The sequence below is a fragment of the Candidatus Protochlamydia phocaeensis genome (assembly GCF_001545115.1).
Lineage (GTDB): Bacteria > Chlamydiota > Chlamydiia > Chlamydiales > Parachlamydiaceae > Protochlamydia_A > Protochlamydia_A phocaeensis.
Map to the genome: position 1 here is coordinate 201,625 of NZ_FCNU01000022.1, position 20,967 is coordinate 222,591.

Genomic DNA, 20,967 nt, shown 5'->3' on the forward strand with positions numbered 1-20,967 from the left:
CTATCAAATTTCAATTTATTTTCGAAGACTATTTTCTGCTATAAGATTATTTTTTAATTTAATTTTTTATTTTACCTCTCATTTCAATTTCTTATTATTTTTTGTGTTTTATTGATAGTTGATGTAAAATGACTTTATTTTTTATTAAGAAATCTTAATTTTAATAAGTGGGTGTTTTAGCATGATTAATAATAATGTCTCAAATGAGTTTAATCAAATTTATTGTGATTTAGGAAAAATTCGAAATGAATTAAGAGACCAAAATACTTTCTCTTTAGCTAGCAGAAGGGCTTTTAATAACTTATTAGAAAAGCTTGTTGTCCATGTGCAAAACGATGCAGAAGTCCTAAATACGAATCAATTAGCCGGAAAGATTGTCAAGCTTTGCAAAATTCAAAAGAAAATATACCAAATTAAAAGCCGTATATTACCGGTTACGGGAAGTTACATGTTTTATGCAAAGATTAGTAAGACTGTCTTGCCTAAGCTTGTCAAAAGAATCTCTTCTTTAAGATGGAAAATTAAGCAGGAAGGTCGATTGCCTTTTAATCCTAACCAGACATGGGAATTATACCAAAAAAAGAAAGAAGAAGAGATGGGATTTGCTCAGCTAGAGCATATGACTGAAAGCGGTTCATTGGCAGATCCCGGACTTGTGCAAGCGGATCCTCGGCTTGTACAAAAAGAGCTCTTTCATTGGCTAGGAGAGCATGTAAGTGAGAATCGCTTAAAAGGCCTTAATGTGAAAAATTATGAAGGAAGTTGCGCGTTTTATTCTTATTCTAGTTACTGCAAGCTAGTTGAAATTTTATTGCAATCTGCTAAGAAAGAACGCAAAGAAGATCAAGTCAAATTATTGGATATGCTAAAGATAGGGCGGCAAATTGCTCTTAAGTTTTTCTTTGCAGAAATCATGATCCGCAACCAATCAGATGAAGAAGAATACCGCTATTATAAAGCTCTAGCAGCCCTGGATAAAGCTGCGCAGGATGGGACATTAGCCAAGGAGGAACGGGTATTTAATGAAACGTATAAATTGGAGTTTGATTGCCGTGTTCCCTATGAAGTCATTATTAATGATATTTGCCATGACCTTCTTAAGCTGATAGATGGAATCCAGCCGGGGCAGAAACGCATTTTTAATATGGGAATAGACGGGCATAGCCTGCTAATCGAAATTGTTCGTTTATTGCCAAGTCAAGATTTTCCGGAAGGAGAATATCAATATTCTATTTATAACACAGGTTTGGGAATTAGCTATCACGTTTCTAGAGAAGCCGATGGGAAAACGTGGGTAAAACCGTGTACTATAAAAAAATTAACACGCTCAGCTTTTACTTATGACTTTATCGATCGCCTAGTCGGGTGCCTTCTGTCTAGAGATTCGGCTTATAATTTTTACTGTCTTCATCATTATGCCTTAGTAGGAGAAGCCAACGGATATTTGGACTTGAATGGAGGACCGGAATATCAGGCTCAAAAATTTGGCACTTGCAGCTATGCGGCTGTTGATGCTTGGATCGATTTGCAATTAACAGATAGTGAAAGATTAGAAAAAGAATTAATCAAATCTTCGCTCTCTATTAAAAAACAAACTCATGTTATTAAACAATTAGAAGAAGAAACAAAAAAGTCTAATTGGAAAACTGTCAAAAGAGTCTACAACAAAACTCGCTATGTTCCAACAACAGAATCCATGGCCAAACAGAAAGCTCTCAAGGATAGCAAAATCTTGTTGGCATTGGGAGAACAGTACAAGCAGAAAATTGAAAAAATGAAGAGCAATCTTCAATAATTATTAGAGTCGAGAATAGGTGTAATAATATTTTTTTATGGTAAGCCATGCAGCAAATCGGACATTTTCGCATTCATCTTAGGGATTTGTCTTTAGAAGAAACAGAGGACGCGTCTCCCTCCTCTGTTTCTTTTGATGTTTCTCAACAGGTAATAAATTCAAATCCGTTCCCTACGCTTTATGATCAATTTAATCGAATGGATCAAATTAAAAGTCATTTGCAAGGAACGGTCTTGCATTTGAAGCGGACTCATTCTTTTCCCAGGTCGGTTCGTCGCCAATTTAATCAATTTTTAAATCAAATTTTTTATTTGGTTCAGCAAGATAAACGCCTTCCTATTGAATCATCTTCCAATGGTTTTTTAGAAAGTCAACGGATTGATAAATTAGATGCGCTTCATAGACAAGTCAAAAAAATACAAAACTTGATCCAGTCTACAACAAGTAAATTTTTTATAAATAGTAAAGTCACAGGTAAGAAAGGCGTCCTCTTTTGCTTGGCAAAGAGAGTACAGGAATTAAAAACAGAATTAAAACAAACATTTCGCCTACCTTTTCAGGATAAAGATGCTTTGCAACTCTTTTATGAGGAGCAGAAAAAAAAACTTCTCTTGGAACAAGCAGAGGGCGTTCAAACCGCTCAAAAAGAGCTCTTTCATTGGCTGGGTGGTCGATTCGATGAAAAAAAACTAGAAGACGTAAAAATTGAAAGTTACGAAGGAAGTTGGGAATTTCATTCTATTTTCAGTTATTTAAAAATGCTAGAAAGACTTGTTCAAGTCAGCTCTAATCAAAACAAAGAAAAAATGTTTTTCCTTCTCTGTCGGACAAGCTTAGCTTTGGAAATTGCTCTCAAAACAACTTTTGTCTTCAAAATGCAGCAAGATCATACAGTTGAAAGTGAGCAGACCTATTTTGAAGGGCTGGCTAAAGTAGCGAGCAGTCAAAACGTGTCTTTGGTTGATGCGATGAACGAATGGGCGGATTTCAATCGAACCTATACGCTTGCAAAAAAGTGCCAAGTACCTTTCTCTATCATTATTAATAATATCGCTTGGGATATTATTACGATGATCCATCAAATTGAACCTAATGATTTACGTGTTTTTAACGTAGGAATAAGGGAGCATTCCATTACTGTCCAAGTCGAACGGCTAGAGCCATCGGAGCAGTATTCAAATGGCGAGTATCGCTACGCGATTTTTAACACCGGATCGGGAAGAAAGAAATTTCACTACTACGCTCAAACAGCAGACGGAAATTATTGTAAGCCTTATATTATTAAAGGATTGAAGCTTGAAGCTTTTAGCTATTCCTTTATTGAAAGTCTCGTGAAATTCATGTTTGATGAAGAGTCAACTATTCAAGAGTTTTATGAATTGCATAGAAAGTGTTTAGTGGAAGGCGGCGGCTCTGTAGACCTTGATAGCGGCTCGGCTTATCTTGAGCAAAAATTTGGTACCTGTGCCTATTCTTCTTTTGAGGCGTGGATCGATTCTCATCTCACTTTAGAAGAAGTTTTGCAAAAGGAATTAATTAAGTCATCTTTATCTGTTCAAAAGCAAGCACGCGTTGTTCAAATCCTGGAACAAGATGACAAAAAAGCGATTCAGGCATTTTCTTCGAAAATCCCCAAAAAACGCAGAAACTATACAGAAAGCGATTTCAATAAACGAAAGAGAAAATTAAAAGAGAGTAAGATTTTTCTTGATTTAGGCGAAAAATACTTTTCTCATTTGCAAACAGAAGTAAAAAAAAGAAAAATTTCGATAACCAAAGAAGAAAGTTTATTTCAAAAGGAAGGGGCTTTTCCTCTTATAAATGACACGCAATAAGGAGATCTTCCTTTAGAGGGGATATTAAAACGGCTCGTGACCTAAAATTGAAGGCTTTTCCTAGCGGAAAAATCACCTTGAATATAGGCCCTTATCCCTCTTAACTTTTCTAAAATCCAAGACCTTCACAAATGGCTAGATTGATTAAATGACTCTTTAAAAGAAAGTTAAAGTAATAGTTGTATAAATCAAATTAACCTTTGATATAGATAATGTTATTTGTAATTAAAAGGTGTTCGTTGTAAAATTTAGTTTTTGTTTAGAATTGATAAAATTAAAATAACTACAATTTAGTGGATTTATGATTCAAAATGGAAATCTTCAATTTTTTATTAGTACTGTTAAGGGGATTGAAGAACGTATAAAGCAGACTGAAAAAGCCATTAGAACTTGTAAATCCACTACTGATGAATTAGATATAGATTTTCAAGCTATTGTCTGTAAGACAGATCAATTAATTCATTTAGAAGATACCAGAAAGCCTCTTTTGTCGATCACTCAATCTGCCGATCGATTGGTAAAGTTAATTAATCTAAAAAAAAAGATTAATTTAATATCAAAGCATATCCACCAAGTGAACGCGAGTCAAAAATCTGTTAAACAACCTCCTTGTTCAGTCTTGAATTTAGAGACAGGAAAAAAGGTGTCAGTTTCTCTAAATGCTTGTATAAATGAATTAACCCAGCAGATGAAAGTTGGAGCGCGTTTACCTTGTAATGCCGATAAAGCTTGGGAAGCTTTTTATCAAAAAAAGGTGCGGGATTTAAGGCTAGATTCTTCTACCATTACAACAGTCCAAAAAGATCTTTTCCATTTAATGGCCAATCAATTTGTTCGGAAGGATCTTCAAGAAGTAGACGTTGAAGCTTATGAAGGAAGTTTAGAGTTGCAATCGGCCATTAGTTATTTAAGCTTATTGGAAGCGTTAAGAAGTAAGATAGAGAGCGAGCGTTTAGCCGCTTTCAATGCCACTTATGAGGCTTTAAAAAAAGCAGAAAAGTTTGCCATTAAAACCTCTTTTGCTCATCAAGTTTTAAAAAAGGAAGAAAAAATTCCTTTGACTTATCTGAAAGAGTTGGTCGGGTTTGACAAAGATTCTTTTTATAGCACATATCCACTCCTTTCGCCCTTTTCGGTTCCTTTTCAAGTTTTGGTCAATGACATGTGTTGGGATATGATCGAGATTATTGATCAAATGAAAGAAGGGGATAAACGCATCTTTAATTTGGGAACAGGCACGCATAATATCGTGATTCAAATTGAGTTGTTACCATCCCAACAATCTACCGATTGCCGTTATTGCTATACTATCTTTAACACCGGCAATGGAATAAAAAAGTACCATCGCATCCAGAGAGTAAATCGAGAAATCTTTGTTCATCCCTATATTATAAAAGAGGTGAGACGCGAGAAATTGAGTTATTCCTTTATTGAAAGTTTAATCCTATGCGCTCTAGATAAACGCTCTTCTATCGATCACTTTTATAGCCTTCATAAAAAATTTCTTTTTGAGGAAGGGAAAGAACCGGACCTCAAATCAGGCCCTTTGTATAAAGCGCAGCGATTTGACACATGCGCTTATTCCTGTTTAGAGGTATGGATTGACTTGCAATTAACAGAAAAAGAAATTTTAGAAAAAGAGACGATCAAGGTCAATCGGTATATTGAAATGCAACAGCAAATCATTGAATTGCAAAAAGAACAGATATAGGAATAGTTGTTCAGTTAGGTTCACTCCCTCTGTTGCCCTATTTCTAGGGATTGGAAATAAAATTATAAAGCGGTTGGTTGTTTGTCGGGTCTTCTAAGATGAGGTCAATTTGCTGGACATAGCCTCTAATTTTTTCCATTGGCGGAGACTCTTTGACAGATGCCATTAAATCGTGGCTTCTGTCAATCGCATCGCAGACCTTTTTCATGGTGATGGTCTCAATGGCTCTCGCCGGCTGGTAGCCGATTGTTTTGTCCTGAAAAGAAACAGCGGATAAGATACGGTCTTCCTGAAGCGCTTCTAGGACAAGCTGCAAATGATTCAGGGACATTCCCAGTTCATGAGCCAATGCACGGTCTGTAAGGGGAGGCTGTCCTTTTGCAAAGGCCTCAATGCAGCGGTAAGTAATGAGCAAAGCGATCGCTTTGCTTGAAAGAGGGGTCAGCCGCCTGACAGGAATAAAAAGATCATTTTCAATTTCAAATCCCAATTCGGCCCCACCTAATAAAATTAGCCAGCTCACCTGAAGCCAAATGAGAAAAAGAGGAAGTGCAGCAAAACTTCCATAAATGGCGCCATAACTTGAAGCACCGATTTGGAATTGAATATACAGCAGCTGCCAAAGCTGAAAAACCGTCCCGGCAATGATTCCTGCTATAAGAGCAGATCGTAAATAGACTTTCGTGTTTGGCATGAATGCGTAAATAAAAGTAAATAATATCCAGCTTAAAAAAAAGGGAAAGAGCTTAAGAACAAAAATTAAGACAGGGCTGACGGCTTCAACTAAAATATTGTTTTGAGCCGTTTGCGTGATTTGGGTGCTTAAAAAGACAGTTATACTACTAGAGGTAACCAAAAATAGAGGGCCAATGATCATGGTGGCTAGGTAGTCGCTAATTTTTCTGCTGTAAGGACGCGAAATGCGTGTTTTCCAAATTGAATTAAGCGTTGTTTCAATATTATTAAGCAGGCCGAAGACAGACCACAATAAGGTAATGGTTCCAATCCCGGCTATTACTCCTCCTTGTACAGTTTTCAGCCAAGAATAAGAAAATTCAATTAATTTTTCTACGATTTCGCGCTGCTCATAGAAACGTTCATTAATTTCTGATTCAAGCGCCTTCTCAAAGCCAAAACCTTTGGCGATGCCGAACAAGACGGCAAAAACAGGAACGATTGATAGAAGAGAATAAAATGTTAAAGCAGATGCTTTTGCATAACAGTCATCTTCTACAAACCCGCGGGCGGCATCAACGAGAACGCGGACTGCGCGTTTGATGAGAGAAGGAGAAACAGATTTAGCAGGTGGGTGGGATGGAGGGGGAAGGAGAGAGGATGGATTTGCCATGATGCTAAGGTTTGTTTATTTTCATTGATAACAAAATTCTTAAAAATTGTCATGTTATTAGCAGGTCTAATACCTCCTCATAAAGGAAAGCTAGTGAAGATTCAACTAGCTTCCTCCCAACCAAATAGACAATTCCTATGCTTGCAGGCTTTGCTTTAATTCTTCAAAATAGGTGTTGTAATTTAAAAGCACATCAACAACATAATCCCTTTTCAATTCGCCAGGCGTCGATGTTGGCGGGCATAAAAGCGAAGCAATGCTGAAAGAGCCTCTTAACATATTTGTCGCAGATGTGCGCGAGTCATAATCGTCCCCGAAACTTATTCGGTCTTCTTTTAACCAAATTCTATCCCAGGCAAACCAATAAAGGGAAAGCAAATCAATGACGAAAGCGCGATCTGTTTTGTTCAATTGTTTTATAGCTGCAATAAAGCCTTCCGTTGAATTCACTTGTTGAAGAGATTGCAGATCTGCTTTTTTCTGTTCGGGTAAATTTTGAAGGTAACGACTTAAAATGCCATATGTTTCATAAGCTGTAAATTGATTGATCTTGCACAGATCATATTTGTGATGCTCTTCAATTCTCTGCTGTAACACATCATGATTGATGGCTGCCCGCATTAAACGCGCCTGGCTTCCGCTGGATCTGCCTTGGTCTTCAATAATCTTATCAATTGTCTGTTCGATTAAGCGCCTGCACGTATTTTCCAACTGGCCTTTTTTGTATTCATCCTCTACCCAGAGTTTGAACTGAAGCGTATTTAATTGAGAAAGAAAAGTTTCTACACCACCTAATCCCTTTCCTTGAAGAAGTTTGAGATTGTTTTTTAGATATCCAATTTGAGAAGCGGATAAGGTATTGAAGTCTTTTTGATGCTTTTGAATAAACTTTTTTACCTTCTCGGGATCGCTAATAGTCGTTTGTTGAGACTTCTCAATCGATAAATATTTTGATTCTTTTCCAAAAAGGACGTAAGCCTTGCGAGTCGCCACTTTTAATTTAAATGGCTCGTTCAACATTTGATTAAAAAGACATTCTAATAAAGAAGAAGAAGCCGTTGGCTGAAGCGTTTGCTGGGTGGCGCACAATGAAGGAGGAGGGGGAAGATCCCCTAAATAAAAGGGGCGTTGAGTAGAGGGTTGGATAAAAACTTGCGCAGGGACAACGGGCTCCGGATCAGACGAAGTGATTTCTTGGGAAGAGCGGTTTAAAGAAGAGGTGAAATCTACCATTTCTATTTCAGTGTCAGTGCTATACACCAAATCAGAATTAAAGAAAGCTGGGGAGAAGGTGGGATAAAAGCCTTCGTTCTCGCTTGTTTCAGACGAAACTGGCGTACAAGAATTTGATGTGCCAACAGATTGGCGTTTCTCCATGTCAGATTGTTGTTTCCCTACCCCTGATTCAAAAATAGGGGCAAGATTAATCGGCGTAAAACTAATGCTCGTTCGCGGGCGTGGCAAGCTCGTTCGCTGTCTGATTGGAGTTTCGATATGTGAAGTTTGTTCAACTGTCTGTTGTGGGTCTGGGCTTTCAATTGGAAGAGAGACTGTTTGAATGTCCGGTTCGTGTCTTATCGAAACAGGAGGCGTTAGATTATCGTTTGGTATTAAAGTCACTGTAACTGATTTTCTAACAGGTGTTTGACTTGCTTGCAGGCTTGCGATCCGATTTTGGATGCCTGGGCTTTGCCTGCTAGGTGTAAAAGCACGTGTAACACGTGTAATTGGTGTAGAAACCGCGGGATTGGCCAGTTGTCCCCTGGGAGGCGTTGAAGGTTGGTTTGGCGTAGGATTGGAAGTGGCTACAGTAGAGGTGATATTTCGGATCGCTATTATTCTACCTGGCGTTGAAGGCACCGACTCATTTACTGCATTTCTTTGAGGTGTGCGAGGAGTTAGTGGAACCGGAGTAAAAACTGAAACAGGTGTTTGAGGCGCACGAATAGGCGTTTGGGGCGCTGCGGTGTGAGTAATTACTGGGGAATTAGAATGAGTGGGCGGAGTTTCAGGTTCTATTGGAGTGGAAATCGGTTGAGGAGAGGAAGGCGCAGGTGGATTAGGAGATTCCATCGGTTGAGATTCGCTAACAGGAATCAGAGGCTCCTCCTGAGAGGGCTCTTGCCTCTCCGTGTTTTCGTTTGTATGAGGAGTGGGAGTCGAAAGGGAAGAAACCGGTTCAATGGATGGCGGAGGCGTGTTTTGTTCTCTCTGTGTTTCACTGGATGGAGAGGGACATCTGGGAGTTAGGTCAAAAAGTTCATGAAGATGATAATTGCTCCAAGGATGCAGGAAGCCGTGATAAGGGCTAAGCAAAATATTAAAGGCTAATACGGTTGTTTTGATAAGCGCTTGCGATAAGGGGAAAGACGAATGATCATCGTTAGAAGCAAACCGGAAGCAAACATGCCCGATTGTGCAAAGGCAAGCATAGCCTTCAAAGATGGGAAGGACCAGAGCAGCAAAGCTTGCTTTGATCGTTTCTTGCTTAACTAAATGCGTGTGAATTTTCCCCATCCAAAATTGTAAAGGCAATTCTCCGTGAATAAGCATGGTTAAAAGCTCCTAATGGATAAATAAAAGACAGCCGATTATAGAAACCTTTACTTGCAAATGTCAATGGATCTAACTAGAAAAGCATGAATATCTTTTAATATTATCAGACGTTACTGAGTGAATAATCCTAAAAACGAAAGGAGAGCGCATAAAGGGGATCACTCCAAAGGAAGTGGCGTATTTTACTCTTCTCTGTTCAGGAGGAAGATAGCTCTAGAGGAAGAATCACTTTATTCTCAATGCTTGAGAATAAGCGCTCCCAGCTTGAGCAGCTTTTCTTTTTTCTCGCTATCATCTTCTACTTTTATTCCTCTTTTGGCCAAAGCCGTCTCAATTTTATTTAAACGGCTAGCAAGAGAAGGGTGGTGTAGATCAAGTCTATTTTCACCATTAGAAGAGAAAATCAGCTTCATGTGTAGAAAGTTTGCATAAAGAGCCGCATTAATTTTTTGTAAGCATAGCAAAAATCTTCTTCCACCTTTTAATTCTTCAATGGAACTATTGGCGATAGCAAAATCATCGACTTGGCGTTCTTGACGCTGAGCAAAAAAGTGACACAACAAGCCGTCCAGCGGAAGCAGAGACAAAACTTGCTGGCGTGGCGGGGATCATCCAGGTGTTCATCAAAATAGCAGTTACAGCTGAACTGATCGCTCCTATTATGGGATTCTTAAAACTCTCTCATTATTTTTGATGTGAGACAATTCGTGTTTTATCACAAAATAACAGGCTTCTTTATCAATATCGAAGAAATTTGAAGGCAAATTAATAAGCGCAGCTAAGCACAATTTATTGAACTAAGGAATGGCATAATAAACATGGCAACAAGTTTAGGCTTTCTGTTTATTAAAATCAATTTCAGAGGGGAGGGGCAAAAAGCAGGAACAAGGCAAAGTTTTTATAGTTTAAGGTCTGATAATATACGTTATGTTGTATTTAGATGGTTTTTTTAGTTTAATTGGGCTTTTTTGATTCAAGCTATTCTTCGCTTTTTGTCTTTTTTTTATCCTTGCATTTACATCCCACTTCATAAGCCATGGCTTTTTCAAATGCCTCTATTCCTGTCTGTTCTTCATTCCACTCATCTTGCCAATTAGCCTGAAGAGAAAAAGAGACAAAGTTAAGGATTGCAAACATTAAAATTGCGGTAAATGAATTCTTCCTCATTCTTTTCATATTTTTCCTATATATAAGGTTTTACTGTTGCTAAATTTGGATGCCTTAAATAGCTATAGCGTCTATTAATATATAGCTAAAGAAATTTTTTTTAATGAAATTTCAATTCACTGAAAAGACAGCGCATGCTTGAATCCAATTGCTTATAAATTGTTTATCGTCTAGTCGAGATTTTTCGATTATTTTGCTCGAAAGCTGGTCGATTTAGCGCATTTATCTAATATCTAAATCCGTCCATATTCTGGATGTCGCTACAGGACGCGGGGCTATTTTGAACGGATTCGAAGCGCTGGGAATAGAGGGAAAATATGAATTGTAAGGAATCGCTTAAATAAGAACTAAACCCAGATTTAAGCGATTAAATATTGAGGATAATTAATAGATAACATAAACTGATTGATATGGATCATCAATTACCACGCACCACTTCAAACGGTCACTCCTGCTAGCGTTCGGAGGCTGTGACCATTCTCCGTAAAAGAACGCGAGCTAGAGGCTTTTTCAAGTCCTCAACGGTTCGCTATTCTTGCTAATCGCATACTTTTCTTGCTTACAAGTTTTTCATTTTTAGCTGTTTAACTTTATTAGTAAACGCAATGCCTTGAACTTGGGAGCAAAGACTTCGTTCAGACTTTTCGTAATGGAGACATAACATGTCTAGGTTGAATTTTTTCACCATTCTTTTAATTGGATTTGTGGATTACTTGGGAATCGCCCTTGTGTATCCTGTTTTTGCTGCTTTATTATTTGATCAAACCGTTCCGCTTGTGCCAATTGGTTCTTCTTCCTTTTTTCGAGGAGCTATATTGGGAATCTTAATAGGCCTGACTCCCCTTACGCAATTTTTTAGCTCTCCTATTTTAGGAAGTATTTCGGATTTAAAAGGACGCAGGCAAACGCTGGGTTATGGAATAGGCCTTGGATGCCTAGGATACTTTTTAGCTGTAGTGGGAATTTGCATTCACTCGCTGTCCTTGCTTTTCATTTACCGCATTCTTATTGGCATATCGGAAGGAACAGTAGGTGTAGCGCAAGCGATGATTGCCGATATTAGCACGGATCAAAATAAAGCCAGACAGTTTGCTCTCTTTAATGCAAGCCTGGGAACAGGGTTTTCAATTGGTCCGTTCTTGGGGGGAAAATTGGCAGACCCTGCTGTAGCAAGTTGGTGTGGATATGCCGTTCCCTTTATTTTAGCGAGCGTCTTAAGTTTAGGTAATCTTATCCTTGTCTTGTTTAAATTTCCGGAAACGCACCGCATAAAAGAAAACAAACCGTTTAGTTTAAAGCAAAGCATAACAAACATTGGCAAAGTTGTTGTTTGGAAACAATTGCGTTGGCTGTTTTTTGCAACTTTTACCTTTTCTTTTGGATGGTCGTTTTTTAACGAATTTGTTCCCATTCTTCTTCGCGAACGTTTTAATTTTGCCCTTGGTGAGGTAGGGAACTATTATGCCTATGGCGGGATTTGGTATGCCCTTAGTGCGGCTATAGCTTCTGCTCTATTAAAATATTTTTATCCGGAAAATGTGGTGACTAAGGCATTAATAGGATGCGCGATTTGCATGCTCCTATTTATTATCATTCCCCACTCTTCTTACATTTGGTGGATCCTTCCTCCTTTTATGTCCTGTTTGGCAATGACTTTTTCCACTACCACCGCGCTCATTTCCAATTATGCGAATAGGGAAAACCAAGGAGAGGTTCTGGGTGTCTATCAATCAGTCATTGCATTGGCCATGGGGGTGAGTCCTTTGATTGTGGGGTTTGCAGTCGGGAACTATCCCAGTTTGACTTCATGGGGTGGTGCAGCAGCAATGCTGACTGCTGGATGGGCTTTTTGGATGGGAAAGCGTCGCCTATCCCTCTCATCTAACGCTTTACTTTCTTCTTAAATTAAAAAAGATAAATAAAAAAAATAGAAGATTTAAAATTTATTTGTATAAATAATGGCGTCCTTAGAGCTTGTCATCAAATTGCTAATGAATTTGATGACAAGCTCTTATCAATCGCTTATTCAAATCATTTGAGCAATAGGATTCCATTATGATCAAAAAATTATGCGTCTATTTATTTTTGTTAGTGATTACCCCATTTGCTGCTAGGGCTGAAATCCAAGCTTACGATGAAATCGTCAGTCTTGGCTATGGATGCCAAGTTGCGTGGCAATTGGAAACCAACGGACTTAGAAAGGCAGCTTATCCTTTTGATTGGTTTCATACTTCCTTTGATAGCCTCATGGCTTTTATTCAGCATAAAGGAGAGCATTTTTTGGAATGGAATCACATTTGGATAGTCGAGCCTTATCCCGGCGACACTGGCCGTTTTCATGTGGTTGATTTATTATATGGCATTCATTCCTATCACGATTTTCTTTCCATGCCACCTATGGCAAATTACAATGACATAAAAACCAAGTATGATCGCAGAATAAATAGATTTTTTGAATTATTGAATTCGAATAAGAAAATTTTATTTGTTCGGGAAGGCTTTACTCGCGAGCAAGTGGAACAATTAGATCTGCTATTCCAAACGCTATATCCCACTCTTTCCTATACAATTTTGGCTGTCAGTGATGATGAAGCCTTTTATGAAGATTGGGGACTAGAGCGTATTAGAAATTTCTACATTCAGCAAAAGGCCTGGAACTGGATGGGAGATTTTGCGCGCTGGAAAGAGATCTTAGATCAATTCTGCATTAAACATGATGTTTCAGAACGCAATCCGGAAGATGTCTGGTAAACAACCCTAGCTAAATTTTAAATAAAAAAACCACAGCGCTTGCGCACTGTGGTTTATAAAAGATTTACAAGGGAATAGAGTCTTCTGATTGACTCAAGCTGATTCGCAATGGTTATGATGATGATGCTCGTGATGGCAATGATTATGATCGTGATGGGTATGCATTTCATTAGGAATAATGCATCCTTCTGCAGTCCTTCTAAATTGGCCTTGCAACTCTTCGCGGTTCCCCGGCATTAAGCGATAAGCCACACTCCAGGCATGAATAATGCCTGCCACTGCTTTGACTTTATTAATAATTGAGGTATAGGCTGCTAAGGCATTAAATGTCTTACTGACTTCCAAGCCTTCAAAGAAAAATCCTCCTGCATGAATAGCCAAGTCAGAAGCTAAATGGGCCTGTCTTTGACGCTGACAACATCTCCAAATCAAAGAAATCGTCCATAATCCGTATCCGACCGTGCTTAATAGAGAGTGATATTTAACGATATGTTCAAAGCGGCCTAAACGGCATAATTGATGTTCCGACAAAAAAGTCAGGGTAGAAAAGAAATGAGACACAGCATGGCATACTCTAGCTGATGTACGGATGTAATCTAATTGAATGCGTTGCTCATCCGTATACTCTAAAAATTGAGTTTTCCAATTCCACGCTCTGCATAAATCACCTAGGAAGCAAAAAGAATGTAAAAAATGCTCAATTTCATGCGCTCCATGATGAAGATTGCGAAAGGTTTGATAGACCATCAAATTGGCATGCTGTTTTAGTAGGGATCCAAAAAGATGGAAGAACTCATCTGCAATTTCAGAAATTTTTTCGGCAAGCTCAAGACGTTGGAAAGTCAATAGAATGCGATCAGCAAGCGTTCGGGGTGAAAAATCTACGTATCCTCTACAATGATAAATTGTCCCGTGTTGTGTTGAAGGCTCTGGATTAATGTCTGTTAATATAAAATGGCTTGGCATACGTTGAAGCGGACAGCACATAGTTTTTTACCTTTTTGTTAAGGACGTAATCCAGTTGGATAGCTTAAAAATTAAATTTCTCTAAAAGACTCAATCGCCCCCTGCAAATGGAAAAGAAAGAACAGAAGATAGGCTTTTAATGTAAGGAGATGAATATGAGTTTAATGGAGGATAAAAATGCAACAAACCCAGAAAAAAAAGCAAATGATAAAATGAGAACCCTAGAATTCCATTACTTTCTCAAACGTATAACTTGACGGTAATAGCTTTAATGACAGACGCTCAACAAATTATAATAAATGATAGGCTAGTCAGCCGTTTAGTTGCCACCCAATTTCCCCAATGGAAAAATTTTCCCATTCGCCCCGTCAAACAAAGCGGCTGGGACAACCGGACTTTTCATTTGGGCAGGCATTTGCTAGTGCGCATGCCAAGCGCCGCAGAATATGCAGGTCAAGTGGAAAAAGAATGGCTTTGGCTACCAAAACTGGCGCCCTTTCTTCCCCTTCCCCTTCCCGTTCCCTTGGCTATCGGAGAGCCAGCTTATGGCTATCCATGGAAATGGTCTATTTATCGTTGGATTGAAGGCGAAAGCGCAACCTGTGCTACTATCGCAAATTTGCCGGAATTTGCAACGCGCTTAGCACAATTTCTCTTTGCCTTGCAGCACATAGAAACGATGAATGCCCCCTTGCCAGGCCCGCATAGTTTCTATCGCGGAGGGACATTGACCATCTATGATACAGAAACACGGCGTGCAATCGATATCCTGAAGAAGCAGATTGATTCGCATGCGGCAACCGCTGTTTGGGAAGCTGCCCTTGCGACAGAATGGAAAGGATCTCCTGTATGGGTTCATGGAGACATCAGCATGGGCAATTTGCTTGTACAAGAAGGTCGCCTGTGCGCAATCATTGATTTTGGCCAGCTAACAATCGGTGACCCTGCCTGTGATTTGGCGATTGCATGGACGTTATTTAAGGGTGAAAGCCGGCAAGCCTTTCAGGCAGGACTTCCGCTTGATGCGGGTACATGGAAACGCGGCAGGGCTTGGGCTTTATGGAAAGCTTTGATCATCGCTGCCGGGCTTGCAGAGACGAACGCGGTAGAGGGAACGCGATGCTGGCATAGTATCAATGAAGTGCTTAAAGATTGCCCGCGATAGACGTGAGCTCCTGGGATTTAATGGTAACGGTTTTAATTGAATAGATCTTTTGTTTAAAATTTTTTGTTGACGCCAAAAACAACCCCTTGATCTCCGATACTAACACGATGCGGATGCCCATGACGATGATCTGGAACATCATAAAAAGCCGGTCTTCCATTTGTTCCTACATACGTAACAAAGATATTGAGCCAATCAAATTCTCGCGTGAGAGTCGCCAGCCAATCTGCATAATTGAGTTGCCAGTAATTCGTAACCGTTTGATAACCTGCATGCAATAACAGTGTCCATTTAGGATATAAGGGATGAGTCCAGCTCGCTTCAATGTAAAGAGAGCCGTAAGAATGGCCATTGGGACGAATTGGACGATTTTTATCCCAATTTGTCGGAGGATTGTCAGAATTAACAGCAAAAAAATCAGTCAGCGTTTGAGAAAGTTTAACGGCAACTTCTTTAAAAGTGAATTCGACGTAATATTCGAGCGTATTGTACTTCACTCTTTTGGGAACAAACGCTTGCCCTCCCGGATAATAGTAAAAAAGTAAACCGACGTTATAGCTAAAATCTGGATAACAGGGAAAGACTTTGCTTTTAAATCCCCCATAAATATCCCATTCCATGCTTGCGTTATTGTAAAGATTACCGCTTCTATCCGTATTCGTCGCCCATGTTCCTAAATAAAAACCGCTCTCATGGGCATAATCAAATCCTCCCTGAATGGCAGGTGTATGCAGGGTGTCTGATAGGCCTCTGTCTCGATAATCAGACACAATGCTAACACTTCCCGTAAAGGAATGAGGCGATTTTTTCTTCTCCTCTTTTTTGTCTTTATCTCCCTTTTCTTTGTCTTCTTTTTTCCCTTCTTTTTTATCCTTTTCCTGTTGCTGAGATGGCTCAGTGGCTTCTTGCTTCGCTGTCTCTTTTGAAGGGGGTTGATTGTTTAATTCCGAAGGCGGATATTCGCTTTTTGTATTAATCTCTTCTGTACCGGCAGCACCCAAATTAGCAAAGAAAAAAAATAAAACGAGTAAGTAAAATTTTAACAGGCAAAGGGGCTCGTTAGGTTTTTTCTTTATCCTCATGGAAGATTCCTTGTAAACGAAATGTAAATGACTATATTTAAAGGTCTTCAATAAATACTCCTCTTAGGAAAGAGGTTATTATGCATTCACGGATAGTGGCTAAGGAGAGCACACCCTAGCAAAGAAAGGAAAATAAATCACTCAAAAAGCAAGGAAAAATTTTACTTTTTTAGAAAATTGATTTATAAATTCAATAAATTTTTTAAATAAACCGACTAAACTTCTCCTTAAAATGCCAAAAAGGTAAAATAAAGATAAATGGCGAATTAAACGGACACGATCCACTGGAGTATTGTATGTCTACAGCATTGATTGTTATTTTAGTGATTATTGCTCTTCTTGCGCTATGGGCAATTGGAATTTATAATAGGTTGGTTCAATTGCGCAACCAAGTCAATAATGCCTGGAGCCAAATTGATGTTCAGCTTCAGCGCCGCTATGATTTAATTCCCAATCTAGTTGAGGCTGTAAAGGGGTATATGAGCTATGAAAAGGGAACTTTAGAAGCCGTCATCAGCGCCCGCAATCAAGCTCAGGCAGCACGTACACAAGTTGAGCAAAGCGGTGGACCGACAGCAAGCTCTATTAAAGACTTAGCGACAGCGGATGCGGCTTTGAGAGGAGCTGTTACAAATATTATGGCTTTAGCTGAAAATTATCCTCAATTGCGCGCAAGCGAGAATATGCAGCAATTGCAAGAAGAATTAAGCTCTACTGAAAATAAGGTTGCTTTCGCCCGCCAAGCCTATAACGACAATGTCATGCTTTACAACACTTCCCAACAACAATTTCCCGCTGTTGTATTAGCTGGAATGTTTGGGCATCACCCTGTTGAGCTCTTTCAAGTGGAAGATCAACAAGTTAAGAAAGCGCCCAAAATTTCTTTTTCTTAATAAGACGCGAAACTCTCAATCCGCTAGTAAATTAATTTGGCAGACCGAAAACAGACAACGAGAAGCATTCTATGGTAATGAACTTTTGGGAAGCACAGAGACAAGCAAAAACTAAGACCATTATCTATTTAACTATTTTCATTCTTTTGACGCTAGCGGCAGGACTTTGCGCTGAATTAGCTATGCGTGCTTTTGCTGGAGATAGTTACGGCAATCCTCCCATGCCCTATGTGGGATTGGGATTTTTGGGAGTGACGTTTGGGGTAGCGGCTTTCAATTATATGAACTATTTGCAATCGGGCGGAAGCTATGTGGCTGAATCAGTAGGAGCCGAGCTAGTCAATCCTTATACAAGAGATCCAAAGGAAAGGCAGCTTCTTAACATTGTGGAAGAAATTGCTTTGGCCACCTCTTTACCGGTTCCGCCGGTTTATATTTTAGAAGCTCAAGAAATCAATGCTTTTGCCGCCGGCACATCCCCTGAGAATGCGGCCATTACAGTCACACGCGGATGCTTAATGACTCTAAAACGGGACGAACTGCAAGGCGTGTTGGCGCATGAATTTGGCCATATTTACAATAGAGATATGACAATCGGCATGCGCGTGGCGGCTATGATCATGGGATTTTTCATTGTATCTTATATAGGCCTTCGCCTATTGGAAAGCGCCTCTTATGGGGGGTATTCTAGACGCAATGATGAGGACCGCAAAGGGGGAAATCCAATCCTCCTGATCGCGCTTATCTTTTTGATTGCGGGAGCATTGACGTGGTTTTTTGGATCAATCTTGCAGGCGATGGTTAGTCGACAAAGGGAATACTTAGCTGATGCGTGCTCTGTCCAATACACACGGAATCCGATTGGAATAGCCAATGCTTTGCGAAAAATTCAACGATCCGTCGTATCCGATATGCCAAGAAGCGGGCAGCCTTTTTCTCATCTTTATTTCAATGAACATCCTTCTTTTTGGGAGCGCCTATTTGCCACCCATCCTCCCATAGAAAAGCGCATTGCCGCTATTGAGGGAGGAGAATATAGAGAAGCGGGAGACTTTCCTTCTTCCGAAAATTCTCAGCAGCCCCCTCCTCCGCCCCCTCTTGGATAATAATCAATAAGTGTAAGCTAGGAAAAAGCATGCAAGAATATGATGTAGTTATAGCAGGCGCAGGACCGGCCGGCGGTCAATGCGCCCGTGAACTCTCTAACAAAGGCTATCGCGTTTTCTTAGCTGATCGAGCCAAAAGCTTTGAAGAAAATAATTATTCCAGCGGCGGCGCCCCCAAAGAAACGATGACGGACTTTGATCTTCCCGAAGAAGTGGTCGGAACATATTGGACAGTTTTAAACGTCCAATCGACTAAGGAAAAAAGCACATGGGAATCCCCTTCTCCTTTTGGGCCTATTTTTGATTTTGATAAGCTACGCGCTTTCCTTGCTAAAAAAACAATCGAACAAGGCGGCGCTTTTCGCTTAGGCTGCCACTATCAATCGCATGAAACTCATTCGCATTCAACTATAGTCCACTTTAAAGATTTGGCGACGAATGAAATTTTTTCTCTTCAGACAAAAGTTTTAGTAGATGCGACGGGAACGGAACGCAAAGTTTTATCTTCTCACCATCCTTATGATAAGAATCAAGCGATGGCTGCGACAGGAATTGAATATCACGTTCAGGTGTCGCCCGCTGTCTATCATCAATTTGCCAAATCCCTTAATTTCTTTTTAGGCCATCATTGGATGCCGCAGGGCTATGCTTGGATTTTCCCCATGGCTTCCCCTTGCCTCAAAATCGGAGTCATTCGCTACTTCCAAAATTACAATTATGTTAACTATGAACCTTCTTATAAATTTTATTTAGAGCAATTGCTTCAATTTTGCGGGTCGCCTGACGCCTATCAAATTTTAGATAAGCATGGGAAGACCATCTATTATACGTTAGGGCAAAAAGATTTGCGTTACCAAGGCCCGATTCTAGCTATTGGAGATGCGATTTCTAGTATTAATCCCCTTGGTTGTGAAGGGATTAGACACGCCTTGGCCAGTGGGCGCGAAGCAGCTTTTCACATTCAACGATATTTAAAGGGCGACATTTCAAATTTTATTGACTTTGACCGCTCCATGAACCGCTATTTTGGAAAAAAATGGCTTTTTTCCGAGATGCTAATGAAGAGCTTATTTAAAACTAAACAAGATGAACGTATCGATCAATCCGTTAAAGCCTTTGGCTTAATGAGTAACGAAGAAATCATGGACGTTATTTTTCACTATCGTTTTCGCCATACATTAAAATCTTATTTTTGGTATTCTATCGCTCGATTGAAATATCTTTTAGGATGGCGAGAAAACTATGAGCGAATGCGTTGATATTTTATTGGCTACCTATCAAGGGGCTGAATATGTCGAAGAGCAAATTAAATCGATTTTACTTCAGAACTATCCTCATTTTCACCTATGGATTAGGGATGATGGCTCGTCCGATGAAACGGTCGCCATTTTAACTAAAATAGCCCGGACTTATCCCCATCAAGTCACCTTGCTTCCAAGCCAAGAAAATTTGGGAGTAAAGGGGAATTTCTCAGAATTAATGAAAGTTGCCAAAGCCCCCTACATTCTCTTTGCCGACCAAGACGACTATTGGCTTCCCCATAAAATTGAAACAAGTCTGGCTTGCATGCAAGCAATGGAGCAAAGTTATGGAAAGCACCTTCCCCTGTTAGTGCATACAGATCTTAAAGTAGTCGGAAAAGATTTAGCCGAAATAGCCCCTTCCTTTTGGCGCTATACGCATTTAAATCCTCATCATATTGCCCTCAATCGCCTATTGGCTCAGAATGTCGTGACAGGCTGCACCATGCTCATCAATCGGCGATTGTTAGAGTTGGCTTGTCCCGTTCCGGAAAAAGCCATCATGCATGATTGGTGGATTGCTCTTGTCGCCACATGCTTTGGCCATATTGATTATGTCGATCAGCCTACTATGCTTTATCGTCAGCACGGTGCAAATGATACCGGCGCAAAAAACTATGGACTATTTAAATTTTTGAATGAGCCAAATGCAGAAACACAGAAAAAATCCGTCTGCGCTTGCCGGACACATAAGCAAGCTTGCCTTTTACTTGAAAGGTATGATCACTTATTAAATTCCCATCAAAAAGCTCTGCTATGGGCATATGCTGAACTAGAATATCTTCCTTATTTAGAGCGCAAAAGACAAATCATTAAGCATCAATTTTTTAAACAAGGTTTTTTGCGAAATCTCAAGACTTTATTGGCCAAATAAAAGGCAAGAATCTCGACTTTCACTTTAGTATAAAAGGCAATTCAATAAAATCTCAAAACATAGGTTATGTATGGTATTTCCTATTCAATTTGCAAGAAGCCAAGGAGATTACGATTTTATTTCTCCTATTATTAACATTACAGGCAATGCGACCGTCTTAGCTGTTGGAGGCATTAGCCTAGGAGTAATAACCACCTTAGCTTTAAAGGCTTTAGGATTTAGTAAACTGACAACAAGTCTTGCTGCGGCTATTCCCATTACAATTGGAGCATTTGGAACCGGCGTTGCTTTAATAGGGGCTGGATTTATCATTTCCATCCTTATAGCAATGGCTTATGCATTAGGACGTCGCTAGCAGCAGAGGAGCTGCCTGCATTATTTTTCCTTATCCATGCAAAGCGCAGCTCCGTTCTTTAA

17 protein-coding genes are annotated in these 20,967 nt (G+C 39.6%); 11 read left to right on the forward strand and 6 right to left on the reverse strand.

The window, feature by feature from the left end; translation table 11 throughout:
* The first annotated feature begins 181 nt into the window (after nt 1-181).
* The 3 genes from BN3769_RS08305 to BN3769_RS08315 all read left to right on the forward strand — a co-directional run bounded on the left by BN3769_RS08305 (nt 182) and on the right by BN3769_RS08315 (nt 5,341).
* Nucleotides 182-1,795, forward strand: a complete 1,614-nt coding sequence (locus BN3769_RS08305) for a hypothetical protein (protein ID WP_068469469.1) — start codon at nt 182-184, stop codon at nt 1,793-1,795.
* Nucleotides 1,796-1,842: 47 nt separating this feature from the next.
* Complete coding sequence (locus tag BN3769_RS08310) at nt 1,843-3,630, forward strand: hypothetical protein (protein ID WP_068469471.1); 1,788 nt, start codon at nt 1,843-1,845, stop codon at nt 3,628-3,630.
* Between the two features lie 301 nt (nt 3,631-3,931).
* A complete protein-coding gene (locus tag BN3769_RS08315) occupies nt 3,932-5,341 on the forward strand; it encodes a hypothetical protein (protein ID WP_068469473.1) in 1,410 nt (469 codons plus the stop codon).
* Nucleotides 5,342-5,384: 43 nt separating this feature from the next.
* Here the strand turns inward: BN3769_RS08315 and BN3769_RS08320 are convergent, their stop codons facing one another.
* The 4 genes from BN3769_RS08320 to BN3769_RS08335 form a co-directional block, all read right to left on the reverse strand.
* Entirely contained in the window at nt 5,385-6,689 is a 1,305-nt protein-coding gene (locus BN3769_RS08320; protein ID WP_068469475.1) for a YihY/virulence factor BrkB family protein, read from the reverse strand.
* A 135-nt stretch (nt 6,690-6,824) separates the two neighbouring features.
* On the reverse strand, nt 6,825-9,242 hold the full coding sequence (locus BN3769_RS08325; RefSeq protein WP_068469477.1) for a hypothetical protein: 2,418 nt from the start codon (nt 9,240-9,242) through the stop codon (nt 6,825-6,827).
* A 239-nt stretch (nt 9,243-9,481) separates the two neighbouring features.
* Entirely contained in the window at nt 9,482-9,808 is a 327-nt protein-coding gene (locus BN3769_RS08330) for a hypothetical protein (protein WP_154017863.1), read from the reverse strand.
* A 415-nt stretch (nt 9,809-10,223) separates the two neighbouring features.
* On the reverse strand, nt 10,224-10,412 hold the full coding sequence (locus tag BN3769_RS08335; protein WP_154017864.1) for a hypothetical protein: 189 nt from the start codon (nt 10,410-10,412) through the stop codon (nt 10,224-10,226).
* Between the two features lie 662 nt (nt 10,413-11,074).
* On the opposite strand from BN3769_RS08335, the gene BN3769_RS08340 reads away from it, so the two are divergent.
* Complete coding sequence (locus BN3769_RS08340) at nt 11,075-12,316, forward strand: MFS transporter (RefSeq protein WP_068469483.1); 1,242 nt, start codon at nt 11,075-11,077, stop codon at nt 12,314-12,316.
* Nucleotides 12,317-12,467: 151 nt separating this feature from the next.
* Nucleotides 12,468-13,163 (forward strand): DUF1796 family putative cysteine peptidase, encoded by a 696-nt coding sequence (locus BN3769_RS08345; protein ID WP_068469485.1) that lies wholly within the window; start codon nt 12,468-12,470, stop codon nt 13,161-13,163.
* Nucleotides 13,164-13,256: 93 nt separating this feature from the next.
* On the opposite strand, the gene BN3769_RS08350 is transcribed toward BN3769_RS08345, so the two are convergent.
* Nucleotides 13,257-14,150 (reverse strand): hypothetical protein, encoded by an 894-nt coding sequence (locus tag BN3769_RS08350; RefSeq protein WP_068469487.1) that lies wholly within the window; start codon nt 14,148-14,150, stop codon nt 13,257-13,259.
* Nucleotides 14,151-14,400: 250 nt separating this feature from the next.
* Here BN3769_RS08350 and BN3769_RS08355 point away from each other — a divergent pair, with 250 nt between their 5' ends.
* The gene (locus BN3769_RS08355; protein ID WP_068469488.1) at nt 14,401-15,294 is read left to right on the forward strand and encodes an aminoglycoside phosphotransferase family protein; all 894 of its coding nucleotides are present in this window, start codon (nt 14,401-14,403) and stop codon (nt 15,292-15,294) included.
* 53 nt (nt 15,295-15,347) lie between these two features.
* On the opposite strand, the gene BN3769_RS08360 is transcribed toward BN3769_RS08355, so the two are convergent.
* Nucleotides 15,348-16,376: a TorF family putative porin gene (locus tag BN3769_RS08360; RefSeq protein WP_068469490.1), complete on the reverse strand. Its 1,029-nt coding sequence runs from the start codon at nt 16,374-16,376 to the stop codon at nt 15,348-15,350.
* A 296-nt stretch (nt 16,377-16,672) separates the two neighbouring features.
* On the opposite strand from BN3769_RS08360, the gene BN3769_RS08365 reads away from it, so the two are divergent.
* The 5 genes from BN3769_RS08365 to BN3769_RS08385 all read left to right on the forward strand — a co-directional run bounded on the left by BN3769_RS08365 (nt 16,673) and on the right by BN3769_RS08385 (nt 20,905).
* Nucleotides 16,673-17,269, forward strand: a complete 597-nt coding sequence (locus tag BN3769_RS08365) for a LemA family protein (protein WP_068469493.1) — start codon at nt 16,673-16,675, stop codon at nt 17,267-17,269.
* Between the two features lie 71 nt (nt 17,270-17,340).
* The gene (locus tag BN3769_RS08370) at nt 17,341-18,375 is read left to right on the forward strand and encodes a M48 family metallopeptidase (protein ID WP_228840656.1); all 1,035 of its coding nucleotides are present in this window, start codon (nt 17,341-17,343) and stop codon (nt 18,373-18,375) included.
* Between the two features lie 29 nt (nt 18,376-18,404).
* Entirely contained in the window at nt 18,405-19,634 is a 1,230-nt protein-coding gene (locus tag BN3769_RS08375; RefSeq protein ID WP_068469495.1) for an NAD(P)/FAD-dependent oxidoreductase, read from the forward strand.
* A complete protein-coding gene (locus BN3769_RS08380; protein WP_068469497.1) occupies nt 19,618-20,550 on the forward strand; it encodes a glycosyltransferase family 2 protein in 933 nt (310 codons plus the stop codon). The genes BN3769_RS08375 and BN3769_RS08380 overlap by 17 nt, the downstream gene beginning before the upstream one ends.
* 70 nt (nt 20,551-20,620) lie before the next feature.
* Nucleotides 20,621-20,905 (forward strand): hypothetical protein, encoded by a 285-nt coding sequence (locus BN3769_RS08385; RefSeq protein ID WP_068469499.1) that lies wholly within the window; start codon nt 20,621-20,623, stop codon nt 20,903-20,905.
* Nucleotides 20,906-20,967: the final 62 nt, after the last annotated feature.

Coding starts and splice junctions, on each gene's coding strand:
- BN3769_RS08355 (WP_068469488.1), top strand. CDS start 14,401: ATGACAGACGCTCAACAAATTATAATAAATGATAGGCTAGTCAGCCGT.
- BN3769_RS08380 (WP_068469497.1), top strand. CDS start 19,618: ATGAGCGAATGCGTTGATATTTTATTGGCTACCTATCAAGGGGCTGAA.
- BN3769_RS08335 (WP_154017864.1), bottom strand. CDS start 10,412: ATGAGGAAGAATTCATTTACCGCAATTTTAATGTTTGCAATCCTTAAC.
- BN3769_RS08350 (WP_068469487.1), bottom strand. CDS start 14,150: ATGTGCTGTCCGCTTCAACGTATGCCAAGCCATTTTATATTAACAGAC.
- BN3769_RS08340 (WP_068469483.1), top strand. CDS start 11,075: ATGTCTAGGTTGAATTTTTTCACCATTCTTTTAATTGGATTTGTGGAT.
- BN3769_RS08310 (WP_068469471.1), top strand. CDS start 1,843: ATGCAGCAAATCGGACATTTTCGCATTCATCTTAGGGATTTGTCTTTA.
- BN3769_RS08360 (WP_068469490.1), bottom strand. CDS start 16,376: ATGAGGATAAAGAAAAAACCTAACGAGCCCCTTTGCCTGTTAAAATTT.
- BN3769_RS08385 (WP_068469499.1), top strand. CDS start 20,621: ATGGTATTTCCTATTCAATTTGCAAGAAGCCAAGGAGATTACGATTTT.
- BN3769_RS08315 (WP_068469473.1), top strand. CDS start 3,932: ATGATTCAAAATGGAAATCTTCAATTTTTTATTAGTACTGTTAAGGGG.
- BN3769_RS08345 (WP_068469485.1), top strand. CDS start 12,468: ATGATCAAAAAATTATGCGTCTATTTATTTTTGTTAGTGATTACCCCA.
- BN3769_RS08305 (WP_068469469.1), top strand. CDS start 182: ATGATTAATAATAATGTCTCAAATGAGTTTAATCAAATTTATTGTGAT.
- BN3769_RS08320 (WP_068469475.1), bottom strand. CDS start 6,689: ATGGCAAATCCATCCTCTCTCCTTCCCCCTCCATCCCACCCACCTGCT.
- BN3769_RS08370 (WP_228840656.1), top strand. CDS start 17,341: ATGGTAATGAACTTTTGGGAAGCACAGAGACAAGCAAAAACTAAGACC.
- BN3769_RS08375 (WP_068469495.1), top strand. CDS start 18,405: ATGCAAGAATATGATGTAGTTATAGCAGGCGCAGGACCGGCCGGCGGT.
- BN3769_RS08325 (WP_068469477.1), bottom strand. CDS start 9,242: ATGCTTATTCACGGAGAATTGCCTTTACAATTTTGGATGGGGAAAATT.
- BN3769_RS08365 (WP_068469493.1), top strand. CDS start 16,673: ATGTCTACAGCATTGATTGTTATTTTAGTGATTATTGCTCTTCTTGCG.